This is a genomic window from Micromonospora sp. RTP1Z1, from assembly GCF_033804685.1.
In the GTDB taxonomy this organism is placed as follows: Bacteria; Actinomycetota; Actinomycetes; order Mycobacteriales; family Micromonosporaceae; genus Micromonospora.
This window is the reverse complement of sequence record NZ_JAPFQV010000069.1, coordinates 12,729-34,126: the sequence shown is the minus strand read 5'-3', so window position 1 is coordinate 34,126 and position 21,398 is coordinate 12,729. Positions and strand designations below refer to the sequence as shown.

Here is a 21,398-nt window from a genome sequence, read left to right as displayed (position 1 = left end):
GCTGGAGGCCCGCCTCGGCCGGCCGCACAAGTCGACCGTGCCGGGGCCGCGCGGCACCGCCCGCTGTCCCACCCCGCTGCGCCACGTCGACCAGGGGGGCCAGGCACGCACTTCAGCGCACAGTGACCTTGACGGTGTGCCATCCGGTGGCGCCGTCCGGCTCGACCGGCCGCCGCTCGGCCGTCTGGGTGACGCCGTCGGCGTCCGTGGCGCGCACCTGGAGGGTGTGCTCGCCCGGGGTGGCGTCCCACCGCCAGGACCACTGCACCCAGGTGTCCACCGAGACCGTCGGGGCGAGTGTCGCCTCCCGCCACGGCCCGCCGTCGACGCGGACCTCGACCGTGCGGATGCCCCGGTGCTGCGCCCAGGCCACCCCGGCGACCATGACCGGGCCCGCGGTGAGCCGGTTGCGCGACCGGGGCGCGTCGATCCGCGACTGCGTCTTGATCGGTCCCTGCGCCGACCACCCACGCGGCACCCAGTACGCGTCGAAGTCGGCGAAGCTGGTCAACTCCAGCTCGGTGACCCACTTGCAGGCCGAGACGTAGCCGTAGAGCCCGGGCACCACCATCCGCACCGGGAAGCCGTGCTCCACCGGCAGCGGCTCCCCGTTCATCCCGACCGCGAGCAGCGCGTCCCGCCCGTCCCGCAGCACCTCCGTGGGGGTTCCGCAGGTCCAGCCGTCGGCCGAGCGGCCGACCACCTGGTCGGCGCCCTCCTCCGGCTCGGCCTCGTCGAGCAGCTCCTTGATCGGTACGCCCAGCCAGCGCGCGTTGCCGATCAGATCCCCGCCCACGTCGTTGGAGACGCAGGCCAGCGTGACGTACCGCTCCACCATCGGCCGGGCGAGCAGGTCGGCGAAGCTCAGCTCGATCTCCCGGCGTACCCGGCCGTGGATGCGCAGCCGCCAGGTCGCCGGGTCCACCTGCGGCACCACCAGGGCGGTGTCGATCCGGTAGAAGCCGGAGCTCGGCGTCACGTAGGGGGCGAGCTGGGCCAGCGAGAGATCGGCGCCGGCCGGGACCGTCGGGGCGGCGGCCGACGGGGTCGGCAACGCGACCGCCTGCCGGGCCGCCGACACGCCCCGCCGCCCGGCCAGCCAGTGTCCGCCGACCCCGGCCACGGCGGCCGCGCCGATCAGCGCCCCCGCGCCGGTCAGGAACCGCCGCCGGCCCTCCGGGTCGACCTCGTCGCCCACGGCCACGGGCTCGGGGCCGGACGGGGCCGGAGACGTCTCGCGTCCGGGCGGGACCGGAGGCGCGGCCGGGGCCGGGGGCGACCAGGACCAGATGTGGGGTTGCAGCGGTCCGGCCAGGAGCAGCCAGAGGGTCAGGCCGCCCAGCGCCGCGCCGAGCAGCGAGGGGAGCGCGTCGAAGACGTTCGCGCCGGCCCGGGTGACCGCGGCGGCCACGCCGAGGGCGGCGAAGGCGGCGATGCCGGCCAGGCCGATCCAGAGCCGGCGGGCGGCCAGCACGCCGAGCAGCGCGGCGAACGCCGCGAGCAGCAGGGCCGTCCCGACCAGCAGGGCGATCTTGTCGTACGTGCCGAAGAGCGCGATGGCGAAATGCTTCAGCGGTGCGGGTACGACGTCGACGACGAGCCCACCGACCGCGATCAGTGGTGCGGAACGGGCGCCGGTGAGGACGGCCACCGGTTCGGCGGCGCCGATCGCCACGGCGGCGGCGGTGATCCCGGCCAGCGCGGCGTACCCGCGGGACGTGGTGGTCATCGGATCAGTCTTGTCGATCACCGGGGTCGACCGGTAGCGGCGTCAGCGTTCCGTAACCAGATACGGGTCAGGGCACACCGTCGGCGTGACGGTGTGCCCTGACCTCGGGCGTACGGGCGTCGGGTCAGAAACCCGGGCCGTGCTGGTGGCCGTGACCGTGGCCGTGGCCGTGCCCACCGGCGGCGGCCGGCTCGGCCCTCTCCGGCTTCTCCACCACGAGGCTCTCGGTGGTGAGCAGCAGGCCGGCGATCGAGGCGGCGTTGATGACCGCGTTGCGGGTCACCTTCACCGGGTCGATGATGCCGGACTTGACCAGGTCGACGTACTCGCCGGTGGCGGCGTCGAGGCCGTTGCCCCACTCCTGGCCGGCGACCTTCTGCACCACCACGTAGCCGTCGTGGCCGGCGTTCTGGGCGATCCAGCGCAGCGGCTCGACCAGCGCCTTGCGCACGATCGAGACGCCGACCTTCTCGTCACCGGTGAAGCCGAGGTCGTCGTCGAGCGCCGGGATGATCTGGGCCAGGGCGGCACCGCCGCCGGGGACCGTACCTTCCTCGACCGCGGCCTTGGTCGCGGCGATGGCGTCCTCGATGCGGTGCTTGCGCTCCTTCATCTCGACCTCGGTGGCCGCGCCGACCTTGATGACCGCGATGCCGCCGGAGAGCTTCGCCAGCCGCTCGGCCAGCTTCTCCCGGTCCCACTCGGAGTCCGAGGCCTCGATCTCCTTGCGGATCTGGGCGACCCGGTCGGCGACCTCGGAGGCCTGGCCGCCACCGTCGACGACGGTGGTGTTCTCCTTGTCGACCACCACGCGGCGGGCGGTGCCGAGCACTTCCAGGCCGACCTGGTCGAGCTTGTAGCCCAGCTCCGGGGCGACCAGCTCGGCGCCGGTCAGGATCGCCATGTCCTGGAGCATCGCCTTGCGGCGGTCACCGAAGCCGGGGGCCTTCACCGCGCAGACCTTGAGGGTCTTGCGGATCGCGTTGACCACCAGCGTGGACAGGGCCTGGCCCTCGACGTCCTCGGCGATGATCAGCAGCGGCCGGTTGTTCTGGAGGACCTTCTCCAGCAGCGGCAGCAGTTCCTCGATCGCCGAGATCTTCTGCGTGGTGATCAGGATGTACGGGTCCTCAAGGACCGACTCCTGCTCCTCCACATCGGTGACGAAGTTCGGCGAGATGAAGCCCTTGTCGAACTGGAGACCCTCGGTCACTTCCAGCTCGGTGTGGAGCGCGGAGCCCTCCTCGACGGTGATGACGCCGTCGCGGCCGACCTTCTCCATCGCCTCGGCGATCAGCTCGCCGATGGTGGCGTCCTGCGCGGAGATCGTCGCGACGTGCGCGATCGACTCCTTGCTGGTGACCTCGACGGCCCGGCCGAGCAGCGCCTCGGAGACCTTGGCGGCCGCCGCGTCGATGCCCCGCTTCAGGCCGGTCGGGTTGGTGCCGGCGGTCACGTTGCGCAGGCCCTCGCGGACCATCGCCTGGGCCAGCACGGTCGCGGTGGTGGTCCCGTCGCCGGCGACGTCGTTGGTCTTGGTCGCCACCTCCTTGACCAGCTGCGCGCCGAGATTCTCGTACGGGTTGGTGAGCTCGATCTCCTTTGCGATGGTCACGCCATCGTTGGTGATCGTCGGCGCACCGAATTTCTTGTCCAGGACGACGTTGCGCCCGCGCGGGCCGAGGGTGACCTTGACCACGTCCGCGAGGGCGTTGACACCGTGCTCGAGCAGGTGTCGGGCGTCGTCCGAGAAGCTCAGGATCTTCGCCATGAATGTCCCTTCGAAGCGACGCTGCCCCGGCCCGGCGAGCCGGACCGGGGCAACGACACTGATCGGTTGCTTACTTCTCGATGACCGCGAGGACGTCACGGGCGGAGAGCACCAGGTACTCCTCGCCTGCGTACTTGACCTCGGTGCCGCCGTACTTCGAGTAGAGGACGGTGTCGCCGACCTTCACGTCAACCGGGATCCGGTTGCCTTTTTCGTCGATGCGGCCCGGGCCGACAGCGAGGACGGTGCCCTCCTGCGGCTTCTCCTTGGCGGTGTCGGGGATCACGATGCCCGACGCCGTGGTGGTCTCAGCCTCGTTCGCCTGGACCAGGATCCGGTCCTCGAGCGGCTTGATCGCAACCTTGGTCGCGGTAGTCACGGGCATACCCTCCTGGGGTACTGGTTTCGTTGCCGAACGGCGAGCCGAACGGCGTCAATCTGCCACATGCCACCGGGCGGGGCCGTCGTCGCGGGAGCCGGTCCGCCTGGCGTTCAGCGCCCGGGCCGAGACCCGGAAGCTGGCACCCTCGATGGGAGAGTGCTAATCGCAGGTTATTCCTCGGCTAGCACTCCGTCAAGGAGAGTGCCAGCGCGTCGTCCGGCGCGTCGCCCCGACGAGCATGATCGACTCACCTCGCGGCACCGCACGGCATGCCGGCAGCCGGACGCCGCGAGATGCCGTACCCCGTGTCGATCAAGGGGCCCGCCCGGCCGGGCCGGGTGGGCGGGCCGGGAGAATGACGGGGTGGATCTGGACCAGCTCGCCGCGTTGCGTACCGCCGAGGGGTCGGCCGCGCTCGCCGCGGCCGCCGGGCTGGCCGGCGGCGACCCGCTGACGGCGGCCACCGCACTCCGCTCGGCCGGCCTACCGGCCGGGCTGGCCGCCGCCGCGCTCACCCAGGCCGAGCTGCGCCGCCGCGCCGCCGGCAAGTTCGGGCCGGCCGCCGCGGGGATGTTCCTCACCCGGGCCGGGCTGGAGCAGGCCACCCGCCGGGTGGTCGCCGAGCGGCGGGCCGCACGGCTGCGCGCCGCCGGGGTGCGCACCCTGGCCGACCTGGGCTGCGGCCTCGGCGCGGACGCGCTCGCCGCCGCCCGCGCCGGGATCCGGGTGTACGGCGTGGAGGCCGATCCGGTGACCGCCGCGATGGCCGCCGCCAACGCCGAGGCGGCGGGGCTGGCCGAATCCTTCACGGTGGAGTGCGGCGACGCGACCACCTTCGACGTGAGCCGGGTGGACGGGGTCTTCTGCGACCCGGCGCGGCGGAAGGCCGGCACCGGGCGGCGGATCTTCGACCCGAACTCGTACTCGCCGCCGTGGGACTTCGTCACCGGGCTCGCCGAGCGGGTGCCGCACACCGTGGTCAAGGTGGCCCCGGGTCTGGACCACGCGTTGATCCCGACCGGCGCGGAGGCGGAATGGGTCAGCGTGGACGGCGACCTGGTCGAGGCCGCGCTCTGGTGCGGCCGGCTCGCCGAGGTCCCCCGCCGGGCCACCGTGCTGCGCGGCGCCACCCCGCACGTGCTGATCGGATCCGGCGCGGCGGAGGCCCCGGTCGGACCGGCCCGCCGGTTCCTGTACGACCCGGACCCGGCGGTGGTCCGCGCGCACCTGGTCGCCGAGCTGGCCGGGGAGCTGGACGCGACCCTGGCCGACCCGAGCATCGCCTACCTATACGCCGATTCCCCGGTTCGCACCCCGTACGCCCGCTGCCTGGAGGTGACCGACGTGCTGCCGTTCTCGCTGAAGCGGCTGCGCGCCCTGCTCCGGGAACGCCGGGTCGGCCGGGTGGAGATCCTCAAGCGCGGCTCGCCGCTGGAGCCGGAGAAACTGCGCCGGGACCTGAAGCTCGGCGGCGACGCCGCGGCGAGCCTGGTGCTGACCCGGGTGGCCGGGGCGCCCACCGTGCTCGTCGGCCAGCCGGTGCCCGCCTGAATTTCGACTCGCCCGCCGGCCGGGGCCGGGTTAGCTTGTCGGCATGGCGGGACAGGGCACTCCGGCGACCGCGCTGCTCGCGAAGCGCAGCATCCCGCACAGCACCCACCCGTACGACGTGTCCCCCGAGGCGCCGAACTACGGCGCCCTGGTCGCGGCGGCGCTCGGGGCGCCGCCGGAGCGGGTGTTCAAGTCGCTGGTCACCGAGGTGGACGGCGTGCTCACCGTGGCGGTCGTCCCGGTCACCGGGGAGCTGGACCTCAAGGCCCTGGCCGCCGCGGTCCGCGGCAAGCGGGCCACCATGGCCGACCGCGCGGTGGCGGAACGGGCCACCGGCTACGTCCGCGGCGGCATCAGTCCCCTGGGCCAGCGCCGGCGCCTGCCGACGGTGGTCGACGTCTCGGCGCTGGACCACCCGACGGTGTACGTCTCCGCCGGGCGCCGCGGGCTCCAGCTCCAACTGAGCCCCACGGACCTGATCGCCCTGACCGCCGCGGTGACCGCTCCCGTCGCCGCCCGCTGACCGGCAGCGCGACGCCCGGCCGGCGACTACCGAATGGGGTCGGTGAAGTTGACGGCGAACGAATCTTCCGCCGTCGATGCGCCGCATTTCGGTCGCGTTGCCGAATTGTTATTGGCGGCAACAAACTGCTGGCCACTACCGTCTTGTGCGCCCGAGCGGCGAACAATACGTTGCCCGGAACAACAAATCGCTGGCAACGCGGCACCGCGGCTCACCGGCGCGCACGCGCACCCCACCACCCACGTTCCCCTCGAGTTCCGTCCCCTTGAAAGGAACCGTGCAGATGCGCAGAGGGATCCTCACCCTCGCCGCGGTCGGCCTGCTGACCGCGGGAAGCCTCACCGCCTGCGACAACGACTCCACTGACGGTGCCGCGACCCGACCCAAGCCGAAGATCGGCGTCATCCTGCCCGACAGCGCCTCGTCGAACCGCTGGGAGACCGCGGACCGCAGATACCTGGAGGCCGCGTTCAAGGCCGCCGGGGTGGACTACGACATTCAGAACGCCCAGAACGACAAGGCGCGATTCGTGACCATCGCCGAGCAGATGATCACCAATGGGGTGACCGCGCTGATGATCACCAATCTCGATTCGGGTACCGGGAAGGCGGTCCTCGACAAGGCGACCCAGCGGGGCGTCGCCACGATCGACTACGACCGGCCCACCCTGGGCGGTTCCGCGCAGTACTACGTCAGCTTCGACAACGTCGCGGTCGGCCGGCTGCAGGGCGAGGGCCTGGTCAAGTGCCTCGCCGACAAGGGCGTCAAGAACCCGGTGATAGCCGAACTGAACGGCTCGCCGACCGACAACAACGCGGCCCAGTTCAAGGAGGGCTACGACTCGGTCCTCGAGCCGAGGTACGACGCGAAGGAGTACCTCAAGGGCCCCGACCAGTGGGTGCCCGAGTGGAACAACACCACCGGCGGCACTATCTTCGAGCAGATGCTGACCCAGACGAACGGCCGGATCGACGCCGTCGTCGCCGCCAACGACGGGCTGGCCAACGCCGTCATCTCCGTACTGGCGAAGAACAAGCTCAACGGCAGGGTCCCGGTCACCGGCCAGGACGCCGACGCCCAGGCCCTGCAGCACATCCTCTCCGGCGACCAGTGCATGACCGTCTACAAGCCGGTCGAGACGGAGGCCGAGGCGGCGGCCGCCCTGGCGATCGCGCTGGCCAGGGGCGAACGGAAGAAGACCGAGCAGAGCTTCCACGACCCCAAGGGCAACCGGAACGTACCCGCCGTGCTGCTGGGCGCACAGGCCATCACCAAGGAGACCGTGAAGGACGTCATCGCGGACGGCTACGTCGAGAAGTCCGACGTGTGCACCGCGGAGTACGCCGCACTGTGCGCCCGGGCCGGCATCAGCTGAGCCGACCGAGTCGGGCGAACGGCCGAACGGCCGGACACCGCGACCGCCATTCGGACACCCACCTGAAGGAGACACCCGTGTCCGAGACACCCCTGCTGGAACTGCGTGGAGTCGACAAGAGCTTCGGCCCCGTTCAGGTGCTCCGCGATGTCGCCTTCTCGGTGTACCCGGGCCAGGTGACCGCGCTCGTCGGCGACAACGGCGCCGGAAAGTCGACGCTGGTCAAGTGCATCAGCGGCATCCACGGCACCGACGCCGGCGAGTTCCTCTTCGAGGGACGGCCGGTGACCGTCAACGGTCCCCGGGACGCCGCCGGTCTCGGCATCGACGTGGTCTACCAGGATCTCGCGCTCTGCGACAACCTCGACATCGTGCAGAACATGTTCCTCGGCCGGGAACGGCGCTCGGGCCTCGTCCTCGACGAGCCGGCCATGGAGGAACTGGCGGCCAGGACGCTCGCCGGGCTCTCGATCCGGACGATCAGTTCGCTGCGGCAGCACGTGTCCAGCCTCTCCGGCGGCCAACGCCAGACGGTGGCGATCGCCAAGGCGGTGCTCTGGAACAGCCGGCTGGTCATCCTCGACGAGCCGATGGCGGCCCTCGGCCTGGCCCAGACCGCCCAGGTCCTCGAACTGGTCCGGCGGCTCGCCGACAACGGGCTGGCCGTCGTCCTCATCTCGCACAACATGAACGACGTCTTCGCCGTTTCCGACCGGATCGCGATGCTCTACCTCGGTCAGATGGTCGCCCAGGTCCGGGCCGCCGACGTCACGCACGCCCAGGTGGTCGAGCTGATCACGTCCGGGCGCAGCGGCTCGCTCGGCACGGCCACCACGAACGACAACGGTTACCGGAGCACCGGGACAAGGGGAGCCGAGAAATGATCACGCAAGCTCACGCGGCGTACCCCGAAACCCTTACGGCCGTCCCGCGGGCCACCCTCGGCGCCCACGTCCGGAGCTACCTCGCCCGCCTCCGGGGTGGCGAGATGGGTGCCCTGCCGGCGCTCCTCGGCCTGCTCGTGCTCTGCGCGTTCTTCTCGATCCTCCGGCCCAACTTCCTCACCGCCGGCAACTTCGCGAACCTGTTCACCCAGGGGGCCGCCGTCGTGCTGATCGCGATGGGGCTGGTGTTCGTCCTGCTGGTGGGCGAGATCGACCTGTCCGCCGGCTTCGCGAGCGGGGTCTGCGCGGCCGTGCTGGCCAACCTGCTGACCCTGCAGGGGTACCCGTGGTACGTGGCCACCCTCGCCGCCCTCGCCACCGGCGCGGCCATCGGGCTGGTGCTCGGCTTCCTGGTGACGAAGGTCGGCATACCGTCCTTCGTGGTCACGCTCGCCGCGTTCCTCGCCTTCCAGGGCGTCATGCTGATGCTGATCAAGGGCGGCACCAACGTCTCGGTCCAGGCCGCCCCCATCGTCGCCATCGAGAACAGGAACCTGCCGCCGCTGGTCGGCTGGCTGCTGGCCGCCGTCGCCGTCGGCGGGTACGCCGTCACACAGCTGCTCCGGTACCGCAACCGCCGGGCCCGCGACCTGGCCACCGATCCGATGTCGATGGTGCTGATCCGGATCGGCAGCCTCGCCGTCGTCGTCGGCGTCGGCGTGTACGCGCTCAACATGGAACGCAGCCTGAACAGCCTGATCAGCTCGAACCGCGGCATGCCGGTCGTGGTGCCGCTGGGCGCGGTGCTGCTCGTCGCGCTGAGCTTCCTGCTGTCCCGCACCGCGTACGGGCGGCACGTCTACGCGGTGGGCGGGAATCGGGAGGCGGCCCACCGGGCCGGCATCAGCGTCGACCGGATCCGGATCTCCGTCTTCGTGGTCTGCTCCTCGATGGCGGCGGTCGGCGGTATCGTGGCGGCCAGCCGGTTCAGCTCGGTGGACGCCAGGACCGGCGGCAGCGACGTGCTGCTCTACGCGGTCGGCGCGGCGGTGATCGGCGGCACCAGCCTCTTCGGCGGCAAGGGCCGGGTGGTCGACGCGGTGCTCGGTGGCGCGGTGGTGGCGGTCATCGACAACGGCATGGGGCTGATGGACGCGAGCTCCGGGGTGAAGTACCTGTTCACCGGGCTGGTGTTGCTGCTGGCGGCCGGGGTCGACGCGCTGTCCCGGCGCCGGGCCCTCGCGACCGGAAACCGCTGAGCCGGGCATGCGCGCGGGGCCGAGCCAGGAGGAGATCCGGCGGCAGAATCTCGGTGCGTTGCTGCGCCACGTCCACATCCACGGAGCGATGTCGCGGGCCGAACTCACCTCCGCCCTCGGGCTCAATCGCAGCACCATCGGCGCGCTCACCGCAGACCTGGCCGGCGCCGGCCTGGTCAGCGAGGCGACCCCGAAGCAGCGGAGGCGGGCCGGACGACCGTCGCTGGTCGTCCGGCCCGAGTCCGCCCGGGTCCACGCGTGGGCCTTCAGCATCGAGGTGGACCGGTTGCAGGCCGCCAGGGTCGGGCTCGGTGGCGTCGTACTCGATCGGCGTGAGCTGGGCCGGCCGCGCGGTCTGGTCGCGGCGGAGACCGCGCCGCTGCTGGCCGGCGCGCTCAAGGAGATGCAACAGGCGGTGCCGCCGGGGACGATCTGCGTCGGCGCCGGGATCGCGGTGTGCGGCATGGTGCGCCGCGACGACGGCCTCGTCCGGCTCAGCCCCCACACCGGCTGGGTGAACGAGCCGATCGGCGCCACCCTGGCCGCCGACCTCGGCACGGAGACGCCCGTCGTGGTGGCCAACGTGGCCGACGTCTGCGCCTTCGCGGAACACGCCCGCGGCGCCGCGGCCGGCCGGGACAACGTCATCTACCTGTACGGCGACGTCGGCGTGGGCGCCGGCATCATCGCCGGCGGACGCCGGTTGACCGGACACGGCGGCTACGGCGGCGAGGTGGGCCACATGGTGGTCAACCGGAACGGGTCGAGCTGCGAATGCGGGTCCCGGGGCTGCTGGGAGACCGAGATCGGCGAGTACGCGCTCCTGCACGCCGCCGGGCGCCCGACGGCCTCTGGCCGGGAGGCGGTGCTCGCGGTCATCGACGCCGCCGACCGGGGGGACGCGCGGGCCCAGACGGCGGTCCGGCAGGTCGGCGACTGGCTGGGCTTCGGCGTGGGGAACCTGGTCAACATCTTCAACCCGGAGATGGTGATCTTCGGGGGAACGATGCGGGACCTGTACCTCGCGGCGGCGGCGCAGGTGCGCAGCCGGCTCAACTCGGTGGGCCTGTCGGCGTGCCTGGAGCACGTCCGGCTTCGTACTCCGCAGCTTGGGAACGACGCCGCCCTGGTCGGAGCGGCCGAACTGGCCTTCGAGCGACTGCTCGCGGACCCGCTGGAGACCTGACGCGGAACGCCACGGTGAACTGATCGGGTCGGTGATCCGTACCAGTGTCCGGACGGGCGGCCGGCGGGGTGCGGCCGTCCCCGACACACGCGATCGGTCCGGACCGAGGAGGCACCGCAACAATGGCACCGCTGGAATCCGCACGCCGCCGGCCAGCGCACCGGACCCACCGGCTGGCGCTGCTGCTCATCACGCTCGTCGCGGGGCTCGGCGTCCTTCCCGGTCCGGCGATGGCCGCGCCCGGATCGCAGCTGAACGCCGCCGACATGACCCTGCTCAACGGCGTACGGCTGGCCGGGCTCTGGGAGATGCCGGCCGGGCAGATGGCCGCCGAGAAGGGCCGGTCGCCGCGGGTCCGGGAGATCGGGGCGGAGATCTCCCGGCAGCACGGCGTCCTCGACCAGCTCGTGGTGGACGCCGCCAACAAGCTGGGCGCGAGCCTGCCGACCGAGCCGACCGCCGAGCAGAAGGGATGGCTGGCCGAGATGCAGAACGCGACCGGCGCCCGGTTCGACCAGATCTTCGTCACCCGGCTCCGGGTCGCCCACGGCAAGATCTTCCCGATCATCGGGGCGGTCCGGGCCAGCACCCGGGACGCCACCGTCCGCAAGCTCGCCGACGAGGCCAACAAGTTCGTCGCCGACCACATGGCGATGCTGGAGAGCACCGGGCTGGTCCGCTGGCAGCAGCTGCCGCCCGCCGCGCTGCCGCCGGCGCAGAGCGACTCACTGGTCGCCGCAGCCGCCGCCAACGTCGGCGGCGGCGGCCCCGAGGTCAGCACCACCGTCGTCTGGCTGGTCTTCCTCGCCGCCCTCGGCACCGGCGGCATCGCGACGTACCGCATCCTGCGCCGCAGCTGAAACCCGGTCACCGCAGGCCCCCGCCTTCCCGGCGGGGGCCTGCCGCGTCCGTCAGCAGGGTGCCAGGAGCGCCCGTCAGCGGTGTGTGTCAGGAGCCGTCCGTCAGCCGTGCCAGGAGCGCCACAGTGCGGCGTAGGAGCCGCCCGCCGCGACCAGCTCGTCGTGCGAGCCCAGCTCGGTGATCCGGCCGTCCTCGACCACCGCCACCCGGTCCGCGTCGTGCGCGGAGAAGAGCCGGTGCGCGATCGCGATCACCGTCCGCCCCTCCAGCACGGCGGCGAGGGAGCGTTCCAGCTCCCGGGCGGCGTGCGGGTCGATCAGCGAGGTCGCCTCGTCCAGCACCAGGGTGTGCGGATCGGCGAGGATGAGCCGGGCCAACGCGAGCTGCTGCGCCTGCGCCGGGGACAGCGGGTGCCCGCCCGAGCCGACCGGCGTCGCCAGCCCCTCCGGCAACGCCTCCGCCCAGTCCAGCGCGTCGACGGCGGCCAGCGCGGCCCGGACCTCGGCGTCGCCCGCTTCCGGCCGGACCATCGCCACGTTCTCCGCCAGGGTGCCGATGAAGACGTGGTGCTCCTGGCTGACCAGCGCGACGTGGGTGCGCAGCTCGGCCAGGGGCAGCTCGGCCAGGGGCCGGCCGTCCACCGTCACCGAACCGGAGCCCGGCGCGTGCACCCCGGCCAGCAGCCGACCCAGGGTCGACTTCCCGGCGCCGGACGGGCCGACCATGGCCAGCTTCTCCCCCGGCCGCGGCACCAGGGTCACCCCGTGCAGCACGTCGTGGCCCTCCCGGTAGGCGTACCGGACGTCCCGGACGGCGAGCCGACGCTCCCCCTCCGCCGGGGCGGACCCGGCTGGCGTCGCCGGCGCCGGCTGCCCGTCGCCGGCCACCCCGAGCAGGCGGGCCATCGAGGCGCCGCCGACCTGCAACTCGTCCAGCCAGGACAGCAGCCGGTCGATCGGGTCGACCAGCTGCTGCACGTAGAGGGTGGCCGCGGTGACCTGACCGAGGCTGGCCCAGCCCCTCAGGTGGAACCAGCCGCCGATCACCAGGGTGGCGGCCACCGGCACCACGTAGCCGATCTCGGCGACCGGGAAGAAGACCGTACGCAGGTTGAGGGTGTAGCGCTCGGCGGCGTACGACCGCCGGATGTCGGCGTCGCTGCGGGCTCGCCGACGGCCCTGCTGCCGCAACGCCTCGGTGGTCCGCGCCCCCTCCACGGTCTCGCTGATCCCGTCGGTGATGTCCGAATAGGCGGCGTTCTCCCGCAGGTAAGCCGCCGGAGCCCGGCGCAGGTACCAGCGGGTGCCGACCCAGAGCACCGGCACCGCGAGCAGGCAGGGCAGGGCCAGCAGCGGGCCGGTCAGCAGCAGCGCGCCGAGGACGAGCGCCGCGGTCACCACCGCGATCAGCGTCTCCGGCACCGCGAACCGGACCGTCCGGGACAGCGCCGAGACGTCCCGCGAGGTCCGGGTGAGCAGGTCGCCGGTGCCGGCCTTCTCCACCGTGGACAGCGGCAGGGCGAGCACCCGGTCGACGAAGTCCTCCCGCAGCTCGGCGAGGACCCGCTCACCGAGCCGGGCCGAGGCGAGGTGCGCGAACCGGACCAGCACCGACTGGACGACCACGAAACCCGCGATGGCCAGCGCGACCCGATCGACGGTCACCGCCGACACGCCGTGCGAGATCCCCTCCACCAGGTCGCCCAGCAGCCGAGGCGCCACCAGGCCGGCCGCCGCGGCGAGAGCGTGCAGGCCGAGCGCCACGGCCAGGCCGCGCGGGTGCCGGCGGACCAGCGTGCGGGCGTACCGGCGGACCTGATCGGCGTCGGCGACGGGCAGGGCGTTGCTCATCGCTCCTCCTCCCGGCTGACCGTGGCCGCGTACCGCGGCTCGGCGGCGAGCAGCTCGTCGTGCCGGCCCTCGGCCACCACCTTGCCGTCCTCCACGAAGACCACGTGCTCCGCCCGGCCCAGCATGAGCGGGCTGGTGGTGCAGACCAGGGTGGTCCGGCCCCGCCGGGCCGCGTCGAGCCGATCGGCGATCCGGGCCTCGGTGTGCGCGTCCACCGCGCTGGTCGGCTCCACCAGTACCAGCGTCTCCGGGTCGGCGACCAACGCCCGGGCCAGCCGCAGCCGCTGCCGCTGCCCGCCGGAGAACTCCCGGCCCCGCTCGGCCACCCGGCCGGCCAGCCCATCGGGCAGGGCGGCCACGATGTCCGTCGCGCTCGCCGCCACCAGGGCCGCCTCCACCGCGCCCTGGTCGGCCGCGTCGTGCGGGTCCAGCTCCGCGCGGAGCGGGCCGGTGAACAGGTGCGCGTCGTTGTCGGCCACCAGGATCCGCTCGCGCACCGTCGCCAGCGCCACGTCCCGCAGCGGTACGCCGTGCAGCGTCACGTCCGCGTCGACGTACCGGCCGAGCCGGTCGGCGATCGCGGCCGCCTCCTCGGGTGCGGTGGCGGCCAGCGCGGTGAACCGGCCCGGACGCAGCACCAGCCCGGACTGGACGTCGACCAGCTCACCCGGGCCGACGGGCAGCGGCACCGGCCGGGCCCGGTCGACCAGCTCCGGGGCGAGCCGGAGCAGCCGGACCACCCGCCGGGCGGCGACGTGGCCCCGGGTCAGCTTGTCGGCCGCCTCGGTCAGGTTGCGCAGCGGGCTGATCAGGAAGGCGGTGTAGCCGTAGAAGGCGACGAGCTGGCCGGCGCTGATCTCGCCGCGCAGCGCGAACCGGGCCCCGAGCCAGCTCACCAGCACCACGAACGCGCCGGGGAGCAGCACCTGCGCCGCCTCCAGCAGCGACTCGACCCGGGCCACCCGCAGGCCGTCGGCGCGCAGCGCCTGGGACTGCGCCCGGTACCGCGCGGAGAGCACCGACTCGCCACCCACGCCGCGCAGCACCCGCAGCCCGGAGACGATGTCGCCGGCCCGGGCGGTCAGCCGCCCCTCCGAGTCCCGGTACGCCTGCTGCTGCCGGTGCAGCGGCCGGATCAGCAGCCCGACCAGGCCCATCAGCAGCGGTACGCCGAGCACCACCACCAGCCCGAGCGGCACCGAGGCGTCCAGCAGGATCACCGCCACGGTCCCGATGGCCACGATCGAGCCGGTGCCCCGCGCGGTGATGTCGATGGCGCTGCCGATGTGCTCGATGTCGGCCGTACCGATGCTGACCACCTCGCCGCCGGTGACCCGGCGGGGCAGCGCGGCGCCCAGCCGGTTGGTGGTGTCGACAGTGACCTGCACGGTTCGGTACGCGGCGGCCAGCCAGTTGTGCACCGCGCAGCGGTGCCGCAGGATCCCGGCCACCGCCTGGAGCACGCCCAGCCCCAGCAGCACGGCGCCCCAGGTCAGCAGGGCGTCCGGGTCGCGGTGGGCGAGGCCGGCGTCGATCGCCCGGCCCACGGCGGCCGGCATCAGCGCCTGGGCGACCATCCAGACGATGCCGAGCGCGATGCCGGAGCCGAGGAGGAACGGGTGCCGACCGGCCAGCCACACCAGGTAACGGGTGGCCGACCGGTCGTCGGGGATGCCGGGATCGCCGGCCGGTGAGAAGCGCATGACGACCCGACGCTAGGCGGCCACGACGTCCCCCCGCATCCGAATTCCCGCCGGTCAGCGCACCCTCCGGGCCTGACCCCGAGGTCGGCCGCCGGCCGTCGGGTCAGCGGTCGACCTGGGTGAAGTCCCACGAGTGCGGGGGCCGGGCCACCAGCCGCATCGGCGGCTCCGGCAGGTCCCGGGGGTTGCTCCGCCACTTGGAGATCACCACCAGCCGGTGGTCGGTGGAGGAGAACACCTCGCTGCTCAGGTGGAACGGGTCGTGCTCGAACTCGGGCAGGGCGGTGTCGCAGACCCAGGTGATCAGGTCGGCGAACCCGTAGGTCTCGGCGCGCGCCTCCCACATCCGTACGATCACGTCGTGCCTCTCGTCAGCGGCGGGCGGCACGTCAGACGCTGACCACGGTCAGCGGCATGGCGGAGTCGGCGGGCAGATCGAGGCGGCTCGGCGCGACGCCCGAGGCCACCAGGTGCGAACCGAGCGCGGCGACCATCGCGCCGTTGTCGGTGCAGAGGTTCGGCCGGGGCACCCGGACCCGGATGCCGTGCTTCGCCGCCCGGTGCTCCGCCATCGCCCGCAGCCGGGAGTTGGCGGCCACTCCCCCGCCGATCACCAACGTGTCGACGCCGCTCGTCCGGCAGGCGTCCAGCGCCTTGCTGACCAGCACGTCGCAGACCGCCTCCTGGAACGACGCGGCCACGTCGGCCACCGGCACCGGCTCGCCGGCCCGCTGTCGCGCCTCCACCCAGCGGGCCACCGCGGTCTTCAGGCCCGAGAAGGAGAAGTCGTACCGGTGGGCGGCCAGGTCCTTGGCGGCGGTCAGCCCGCGCGGGAAGCCGATGGCGCCGGCGTCGCCGGCCCGGGACTCCCGGTCGATCCACGGGCCGCCGGGGAAGGGCAGCCCGAGCAGCCGGGCCACCTTGTCGAACGCCTCGCCGGCGGCGTCGTCGATGGTCGAGCCGAGCGGGGTGACCCCGCGGGCCAGGTCGTCGACGAGCAGCAGCGAGGAGTGCCCGCCGGAGACCAGCAGGGCGATCGCCGGCTCGGGCAGCGGCCCGTGTTCCAGGGTGTCCACGGCGACGTGCGCGGCGAGGTGGTTCACCCCGTAGATCGGCTTCTCGGCGGCGACGGCGTAGCCCTTGGCCGCGGCCACGCCGACGAGCAGCGCGCCGACCAGGCCCGGGCCGGAGGTGACCGCGATCGCGTCGATGTCGGCGATGGTCACTCCGGCCTCGGCGAGGGCCCGGTCCATGGTCGGCACGATCGCCTCCAGGTGGGCCCGGCTGGCCACCTCGGGCACCACGCCGCCGAACCGGGCGTGCTCCTCGACGCTGGAGGCCAGCGCGTCGGCGAGCAGGGTGTGCCCGCGCACGATGCCCACGCCGGTCTCGTCGCAGGAGGTCTCGATACCGAGGATCAGCGGTTCGTCAGCCATGCTCATCAGTCCTCGTTGCGCCGCATGACCAGCGCGTCGGTGTTGCTCGGTTGGTAGTAGCCGCGCCGCACCCCGATCGGCTCGAAGCCGTAGGTGGCATAGAGCCGCTGGGCCGGGCCGTTGTCCGCCGCGACCTCCAGCAGGGTGCTGCGGGCGCCGCGCCGGTCCGCCTCGGCGAGCAGCGCCTCCAGCAGGAGCCGGCCGATGCCCCGGCGCTGGGCGTCCCGGCGGACCGCGATGTTCTGCACCCAGGCCTCATCGGGCGGCGCCACGGTGAGCCCGGCGTAGCCGAGCACGGTTCCGTCGTCGTCGGTGGCGACCAGGTAGTGGTGCCCGTTGGCCAACTCGTTCCAGAACATCGCCGGGGACCACTGCTCGACGCCGAAGAGGTCCGCCTCGATCGGCAGCACCTGGTCGATGTGCCACCACCGGAACCGGCTCAGCCCCACCGCGCTCACGCTCATGGCAGGACCGGCTTGTGCCCGGACGCCGCCACGGCGTCCGGGCGGCGCAGGTAGAGCGGGGTGAGCCGTTCGCCGGGAGCGCCCGCACGGACCCGCTCGGCGGCCAGCCCGGCCAGCGCCATCGCGTCCGGGTAGCGCGGCTCGGTCCGCAGTGGCAGGCCGAGGATCTCCGCGTACCGGTGCGCGCCGTCGCCGACGGCCACGGTGACGGCCAGGTCGCGGGCGCGCTCGCCGGCGACCGCGGGGGCGTCCACGTTCGGCCCGGCGATCCGCTGGCCGGCGCCGTCGTAGACGGCCCAGTAGACCTCCCGGCGGCGGGCGTCGCTGGCGGCCAGGACCGGCTCGCCGGCCGCGACCGGGTGGCCGATGCCGTCCAGCGAGCAGACGCCGTACGTGGGGATGCCGAGCACCTGGCCCATGGTGGCGGCGGTGACCAGGCCGACCCGCAGCCCGGTGAACGGTCCGGGACCGAGCCCGGCGACGATCGCGGCCAGGTCGGCGGGGCGGGCGTCGGCGTCGGCCAGCACCGCCTCGACCTGCGGGGCGAGCAGCTCACCGTGCGCCCGGGCGTCGACCGTGCACCGCTGCGCGCGGGCCGTGACGCCGTCCGCCGAGACCTCGACCAGCGCCGCAGTCACCGCGGGCGTCGAGGAGTCCACCACCAGTACGAGCACGGTATGCCAGCCTAGTCGGCTCCCCGCTCACACCCGGTCACACCCCGTCCCGCCCAAGCCGGGACGGCGGCCGTGGACGCGCCCGTCTCGCAGTCGCAGCGCCCAGAGCAGGCGCTCAGGCCGACGACCGGGCTGGCGAGCCGCCGCGCGCACCGCGGGCCGCCGGAGCGGACCGGGCGGGGTCAGCCGGCTGAGCGCTCCCAGTCGATGGTGGGCAGGCCGGCGTCGGCGAGCGCCTTGTTGGCCGCGCTGAACGGACGGCTGCCGAGGAAGCCGCGCGGGTTCATCGGGCTCGGGTGACCGGCCTCCAGCACCACGTGCCGCGGGTTGGTGACCAGGGCCGCCTTCTTGCGGGCGTACCCGCCCCAGAGCAGGAAGACCACCCGCTGGTCGAGGGCGTCCAGGGCGCGGATGGTGGCGTCGGTGAACTCCGCCCACCCCGAGTTGGCGTGCGAGCCGGGGGTGGCCTGCCGGACCGTGAGCACCGAGTTGAGCAGCAGCACGCCCTGCGCGGCCCAGCCGTCGAGGTTGCCGCTGCGCGGCTTCGGCACGCCGAGGTCCTCGCCCAGCTCCTTGAAGACGTTGCGCAGCGACGGCGGCACCGTCACCCCCTCGCGCACGCTGAAGCTGAGCCCGTGCGCCTGCCCTGCCCGGTGGTAGGGGTCCTGCCCGAGGATCAGCACCCGGCACTCCGCCGGCCCGCACAGCCGGTAGGCGGAGAAGAGATCCTCGACCGGGGGGAACACGGTCTGGGTCGCGTACTCCCGGGCGACGAACTCGGCCAGCGCCGCGGTGCGGGCCGGGTCGAGGTGCGGGGTGAGCACGGCCCACCACTCGTCGGGGAGGAGTGCCAGCAGGTCGAGGGTGGGTGCGTCGTCGGGCATCGGCAACCTTTCGCAGTCGGTCCCGGGCACTGTAGGCAGCGGGTACGACAGCCCGTCAGTCGAGGGTGGCGAGGCGCTCCGCCCAGTCGCCGCCGACCGGTTCCAGGGTCACCACCCGGGTGTCGTCCTCGCGTCGGTCGATGCGGACCCGCAGGTGGGCCTCGACCAACTGCTCGACCATCCCCTCGCCCCACTCGACCACGGTCACCGCCTCGTCCACCGAGGCGTCCAGGTCCAGGTCGTCGATCTCGGCGCGCGGGTCCGCCGCCTCCCCCAGCCGGTACGCGTCGGCGTGCACCAGCGTCACCGTGCCGCCCCGCGCGGGGTCCGGCCGGTGCACCCGGGCGATCACGAAGGTCGGCGAGGTGATGTCGCCGCGCACGCCGAGGCCGGCGCCGACGCCCTGGGTGAGCGCGGTCTTGCCCGCGCCGAGCGGGCCACTGAGCAGCAGCAGGTCACCGGCGCGCAGCACGCCGGCCAGCCGCCGGCCGAACCCGTGGGTGTCCTCGACCGCCGGCAGCGTGACGACGACGGTCACAGCCCCTCCAGGAAGCGTTTGAGCGCCACGTTGACCTCGTCGGCGTGCTCCAGCATCACCACGTGCCCGCTGTCGTGGATCTTGACGAACTCGGCGTGCGGCAGCCGCCGGACGATCTCCTCGGAGTGGATCACCGGGGTGATCATGTCCTTGTCCCCCACGACGACCAGCACCGGCGTGCCGGCCAGCGCGGCCAGCGCAGGGAACCGGGAGTGGGTGGCCAGGGTCCGCAGGTAGCGGGTCACCGTGTCGGCCGAGGTCCGCGAGTTCATCGTCTCCACGTACGAGACCAGCGCCGGGCTGGGCTTCGGGGTGCCGAAGCCGTACCTGCGGGTCAGCAGCCAGGCGACGTTGGTGGTCGACTTTCGGGCCTTGTCGATCACCGAGCCGCCGTACCGGGTGGCGTTGCTCATCATGTAGAGCACCGGGGCACCGACCCGGCCGAGCAGCGCGGGCGCCACCAGCTTCGTCTCCGCGATCAGGCCGCCCGAGGTGGCCATCAGCACCGTGCCGACCACCCGGTCGCCGAACATCTCCGGGTAGAGCTCGGCCAGGGCCATGATGGTCATTCCGCCCATCGAATGGCCGACCAGCACCAGCGGCCCCTCCGGCGCGGTCTCGTCGATCACCCGACGCAGCGTCCGACCCAGCGCGGCCAGGTCGTACTCCCCGGTCTCCAGCCGGCCCGACCGGCCGTGCCCCGGCTGGTCGTACGCGACGATCCGGTAGTCGCCGCGCGCGGCGAGCATCTCCCGCTGGAAGTGGAATGTCCCCATGTCCAGGCAGAAACCGTGCACCAGCACCACGGTCGGGTGCCCGTCGACCGGGCGGGTCGGCTCGACCACCTCCACATGGATGTCGGTGCCGTCCGGCATCTCGAACCGGTACGACTCGTCGTACCGCTGCTGGCCGAAGACCTCGCGGGCGTACGGATCGGCGGGGTCGCCCTTGAGCCGGCGGATCAGGACCCGCTCGCTCACCACGCCCGCGGCGAGCCCGGCGGCGGCCACACCGACGGCGGCGCCGACCACGCCGGCGACCTTGCCGGCCGCGGTTCGGGGCCGGGGGATGCGGAACCGTTGGCTCACAGTGCTACCTCGGCTCGCGACTGCGGGGCTCGCAACCCCGGCTCGCTCCTCGCGCTCACGGCCGCTCGCCGTCGTAGACGCGGGGCACCCGGACCCCGCCGAACCGGGTCACGATCTCGTAGTTGATGGTGCCGACCGCCTCGGCCCAGTCGTCGGCCGTCGGCTCGCCGTCCGCGCCGCTGCCGAAGAGGGTCGCCACGTCACCGGCGGCGATCTCGTCGTCGCCGCAGTCCAGCACGAACTGGTCCATGCAGACGCGGCCGGAGATAGTCCGCCGCTTGCCGCCGAGCTGCACCGGACCGGTGTTGGAGGCGTGCCGGGGCACCCCGTCGGCGTAGCCGAGCGGCACCACCGCCAGGTTCGCCTCCCGCTCGGTCAGGTAGGTGTGGCCGTAGGAGACGCCGGTGGCGGCCGGCACCCGCTTGGTCAGCATCACCCGGGCCCGGGCGGTCATCGCCGGGCGCAGCCCGTACCGCTCGCCGGCCACCGGGGAGAGGCCGTAGATCGCCAGCCCCGGGCGGACCAGGTCGAAGTGGGTGTCCGGGCGGGTCAGCGTGGCGGCGGAGTTGGCCAGGTGCCGGTAGCGCGGGCGCAGCCCGGCCCGCTCGACCATGGCCAGCCCTTCTTGGAAGACGGCGAGCTGCCGGTCCGTGGTGGGGTGCCCGGGCAGGTCCGCGTACACGAAGTGGCTCCACACCCCGACCACCTCGACCAGGCCGTCGGCCTGGGCCTTCGCGGCGGCCTCCAGCAGGGTGGGCCAGTCGGCGACGGTCGCCCCACCCCGGGACAGCCCGGTGTCGATCTTCAGGTGCAGCCGGGCCGGGCGGTCCGCCCGCCGGCTGGCCTCGATCATCTCGTCAAGCTGCGGCAGGCTGGCGCAACCCAGGTCCACACCGACGGCGACCCCGTCGTGCAGCGGCAGCCCCGGGCTCAGCAGCCAGGCCAGCACCGGCGCGGTGATCCCCTCCCGGCGCAGGGCCAGCGCCTCGTCGAGGGTGCAGACACCGAGCCAGTCGGCGCCCGCGTCGAGCGCCGCCCGGGCGGCCGGGACCATGCCGTGGCCGTACCCGTCGGCCTTCACCACCGCCATCAGCTCGGCGCTGGTGCCCGACTTCAGCCGGGTCACGTTCTCCCGGATCGCGTCCAGGTCGACGCGCACCTCCGACTGCCACATGCCCCCAGCCTACTTCCGGCGGTGATCACGCCGGGTCGCAGCCGCGGTCGGACCCGCCCGGGCGCG

At 73.4% G+C, this 21,398-nt stretch carries 20 protein-coding genes; 7 read left to right on the top strand and 13 right to left on the bottom strand.

The features are described from left to right. Positions 1–112: 112 nt before the first annotated feature. The 3 genes from SLP03_RS26660 to groES all read right to left on the bottom strand — a co-directional run bounded on the left by SLP03_RS26660 (position 113) and on the right by groES (position 3,885). Entirely contained in the window at positions 113–1,729 is a 1,617-nt protein-coding gene (locus SLP03_RS26660) for a molybdopterin-dependent oxidoreductase (protein ID WP_319463386.1), read from the bottom strand. A gap of 124 nt (positions 1,730–1,853) precedes the next feature. Further along, positions 1,854–3,500 carry a chaperonin GroEL gene (gene groL, locus SLP03_RS26655; RefSeq protein ID WP_319463385.1) on the bottom strand — a complete coding sequence of 549 codons (1,647 nt, stop codon included), beginning with the start codon at positions 3,498–3,500 and terminating at the stop codon, positions 1,854–1,856. Between the two features lie 70 nt (positions 3,501–3,570). Then, a complete protein-coding gene (gene groES, locus SLP03_RS26650) occupies positions 3,571–3,885 on the bottom strand; it encodes a co-chaperone GroES (protein WP_319463384.1) in 315 nt (104 codons plus the stop codon). Between the two features lie 360 nt (positions 3,886–4,245). On the opposite strand from groES, the gene SLP03_RS26645 reads away from it, so the two are divergent. From SLP03_RS26645 to SLP03_RS26615, 7 genes are all read left to right on the top strand, one after another. Next, positions 4,246–5,433, top strand: coding sequence for a THUMP-like domain-containing protein (locus tag SLP03_RS26645; RefSeq protein ID WP_319463383.1), 1,188 nt, complete (start codon positions 4,246–4,248; stop codon positions 5,431–5,433). Between the two features lie 43 nt (positions 5,434–5,476). Then, complete coding sequence (ybaK, locus tag SLP03_RS26640) at positions 5,477–5,956, top strand: Cys-tRNA(Pro) deacylase (RefSeq protein WP_319463382.1); 480 nt, start codon at positions 5,477–5,479, stop codon at positions 5,954–5,956. A 283-nt stretch (positions 5,957–6,239) separates the two neighbouring features. Continuing rightward, positions 6,240–7,331, top strand: a complete 1,092-nt coding sequence (locus tag SLP03_RS26635; protein WP_319463381.1) for a sugar ABC transporter substrate-binding protein — start codon at positions 6,240–6,242, stop codon at positions 7,329–7,331. A gap of 77 nt (positions 7,332–7,408) precedes the next feature. Beyond that, positions 7,409–8,215 carry an ATP-binding cassette domain-containing protein gene (locus SLP03_RS26630; protein ID WP_319463380.1) on the top strand — a complete coding sequence of 269 codons (807 nt, stop codon included), beginning with the start codon at positions 7,409–7,411 and terminating at the stop codon, positions 8,213–8,215. After that, positions 8,212–9,474 (top strand): ABC transporter permease subunit, encoded by a 1,263-nt coding sequence (locus SLP03_RS26625; RefSeq protein WP_319463379.1) that lies wholly within the window; start codon positions 8,212–8,214, stop codon positions 9,472–9,474. The genes SLP03_RS26630 and SLP03_RS26625 overlap by 4 nt, the downstream gene beginning before the upstream one ends. 7 nt (positions 9,475–9,481) lie before the next feature. Then, positions 9,482–10,660, top strand: coding sequence for an ROK family transcriptional regulator (locus SLP03_RS26620; protein ID WP_319463378.1), 1,179 nt, complete (start codon positions 9,482–9,484; stop codon positions 10,658–10,660). A gap of 122 nt (positions 10,661–10,782) precedes the next feature. Then, positions 10,783–11,520, top strand: coding sequence for a DUF4142 domain-containing protein (locus SLP03_RS26615; RefSeq protein WP_319463377.1), 738 nt, complete (start codon positions 10,783–10,785; stop codon positions 11,518–11,520). Positions 11,521–11,622: 102 nt separating this feature from the next. Here SLP03_RS26615 and SLP03_RS26610 read toward each other — a convergent pair whose 3' ends face one another. From SLP03_RS26610 to alr, 10 genes are all read right to left on the bottom strand, one after another. Beyond that, positions 11,623–13,371 (bottom strand): ABC transporter ATP-binding protein, encoded by a 1,749-nt coding sequence (locus SLP03_RS26610; RefSeq protein WP_319463376.1) that lies wholly within the window; start codon positions 13,369–13,371, stop codon positions 11,623–11,625. Continuing rightward, positions 13,368–15,074 carry an ABC transporter ATP-binding protein gene (locus SLP03_RS26605; RefSeq protein ID WP_319463375.1) on the bottom strand — a complete coding sequence of 569 codons (1,707 nt, stop codon included), beginning with the start codon at positions 15,072–15,074 and terminating at the stop codon, positions 13,368–13,370. Before SLP03_RS26605 ends, SLP03_RS26610 begins: the two co-directional genes overlap by 4 nt. Positions 15,075–15,177: 103 nt before the next feature. Further along, complete coding sequence (locus SLP03_RS26600; RefSeq protein WP_319463374.1) at positions 15,178–15,432, bottom strand: hypothetical protein; 255 nt, start codon at positions 15,430–15,432, stop codon at positions 15,178–15,180. Positions 15,433–15,463: 31 nt separating this feature from the next. Next, positions 15,464–16,510 carry a tRNA (adenosine(37)-N6)-threonylcarbamoyltransferase complex transferase subunit TsaD gene (gene tsaD, locus SLP03_RS26595; protein ID WP_319463373.1) on the bottom strand — a complete coding sequence of 349 codons (1,047 nt, stop codon included), beginning with the start codon at positions 16,508–16,510 and terminating at the stop codon, positions 15,464–15,466. Positions 16,511–16,515: 5 nt separating this feature from the next. After that, positions 16,516–16,974 (bottom strand): ribosomal protein S18-alanine N-acetyltransferase, encoded by a 459-nt coding sequence (rimI, locus tag SLP03_RS26590; RefSeq protein ID WP_319463372.1) that lies wholly within the window; start codon positions 16,972–16,974, stop codon positions 16,516–16,518. Next, positions 16,971–17,648: a tRNA (adenosine(37)-N6)-threonylcarbamoyltransferase complex dimerization subunit type 1 TsaB gene (tsaB, locus tag SLP03_RS26585; protein WP_319463371.1), complete on the bottom strand. Its 678-nt coding sequence runs from the start codon at positions 17,646–17,648 to the stop codon at positions 16,971–16,973. Before tsaB ends, rimI begins: the two co-directional genes overlap by 4 nt. Before the next feature lie 182 nt (positions 17,649–17,830). Next, positions 17,831–18,532 (bottom strand): uracil-DNA glycosylase, encoded by a 702-nt coding sequence (ung, locus tag SLP03_RS26580; RefSeq protein WP_319463370.1) that lies wholly within the window; start codon positions 18,530–18,532, stop codon positions 17,831–17,833. Between the two features lie 55 nt (positions 18,533–18,587). After that, positions 18,588–19,070 carry a tRNA (adenosine(37)-N6)-threonylcarbamoyltransferase complex ATPase subunit type 1 TsaE gene (gene tsaE, locus SLP03_RS26575; protein WP_319463369.1) on the bottom strand — a complete coding sequence of 161 codons (483 nt, stop codon included), beginning with the start codon at positions 19,068–19,070 and terminating at the stop codon, positions 18,588–18,590. Beyond that, the gene (locus SLP03_RS26570) at positions 19,067–20,158 is read right to left on the bottom strand and encodes an alpha/beta hydrolase (RefSeq protein WP_319463368.1); all 1,092 of its coding nucleotides are present in this window, start codon (positions 20,156–20,158) and stop codon (positions 19,067–19,069) included. Before SLP03_RS26570 ends, tsaE begins: the two co-directional genes overlap by 4 nt. A gap of 55 nt (positions 20,159–20,213) precedes the next feature. Beyond that, positions 20,214–21,332, bottom strand: a complete 1,119-nt coding sequence (gene alr, locus SLP03_RS26565) for an alanine racemase (protein WP_319463367.1) — start codon at positions 21,330–21,332, stop codon at positions 20,214–20,216. Between the last annotated feature and the right edge of the window lie 66 nt (positions 21,333–21,398).

Excerpts from the sequence above, each read along its gene's own strand:
- SLP03_RS26660 (WP_319463386.1), bottom strand. The coding sequence starts at position 1,729 with ATGACCACCACGTCCCGCGGGTACGCCGCGCTGGCCGGGATCACCGCC.
- groL (WP_319463385.1), bottom strand. The coding sequence starts at position 3,500 with ATGGCGAAGATCCTGAGCTTCTCGGACGACGCCCGACACCTGCTCGAG.
- groES (WP_319463384.1), bottom strand. The coding sequence starts at position 3,885 with ATGCCCGTGACTACCGCGACCAAGGTTGCGATCAAGCCGCTCGAGGAC.
- ybaK (WP_319463382.1), top strand. The coding sequence starts at position 5,477 with ATGGCGGGACAGGGCACTCCGGCGACCGCGCTGCTCGCGAAGCGCAGC.
- SLP03_RS26635 (WP_319463381.1), top strand. The coding sequence starts at position 6,240 with ATGCGCAGAGGGATCCTCACCCTCGCCGCGGTCGGCCTGCTGACCGCG.
- SLP03_RS26625 (WP_319463379.1), top strand. The coding sequence starts at position 8,212 with ATGATCACGCAAGCTCACGCGGCGTACCCCGAAACCCTTACGGCCGTC.
- SLP03_RS26620 (WP_319463378.1), top strand. The coding sequence starts at position 9,482 with ATGCGCGCGGGGCCGAGCCAGGAGGAGATCCGGCGGCAGAATCTCGGT.
- SLP03_RS26615 (WP_319463377.1), top strand. The coding sequence starts at position 10,783 with ATGGCACCGCTGGAATCCGCACGCCGCCGGCCAGCGCACCGGACCCAC.
- SLP03_RS26610 (WP_319463376.1), bottom strand. The coding sequence starts at position 13,371 with ATGAGCAACGCCCTGCCCGTCGCCGACGCCGATCAGGTCCGCCGGTAC.
- SLP03_RS26605 (WP_319463375.1), bottom strand. The coding sequence starts at position 15,074 with ATGCGCTTCTCACCGGCCGGCGATCCCGGCATCCCCGACGACCGGTCG.
- tsaD (WP_319463373.1), bottom strand. The coding sequence starts at position 16,510 with ATGGCTGACGAACCGCTGATCCTCGGTATCGAGACCTCCTGCGACGAG.
- rimI (WP_319463372.1), bottom strand. The coding sequence starts at position 16,974 with ATGAGCGTGAGCGCGGTGGGGCTGAGCCGGTTCCGGTGGTGGCACATC.
- ung (WP_319463370.1), bottom strand. The coding sequence starts at position 18,532 with ATGCCCGACGACGCACCCACCCTCGACCTGCTGGCACTCCTCCCCGAC.
- alr (WP_319463367.1), bottom strand. The coding sequence starts at position 21,332 with ATGTGGCAGTCGGAGGTGCGCGTCGACCTGGACGCGATCCGGGAGAAC.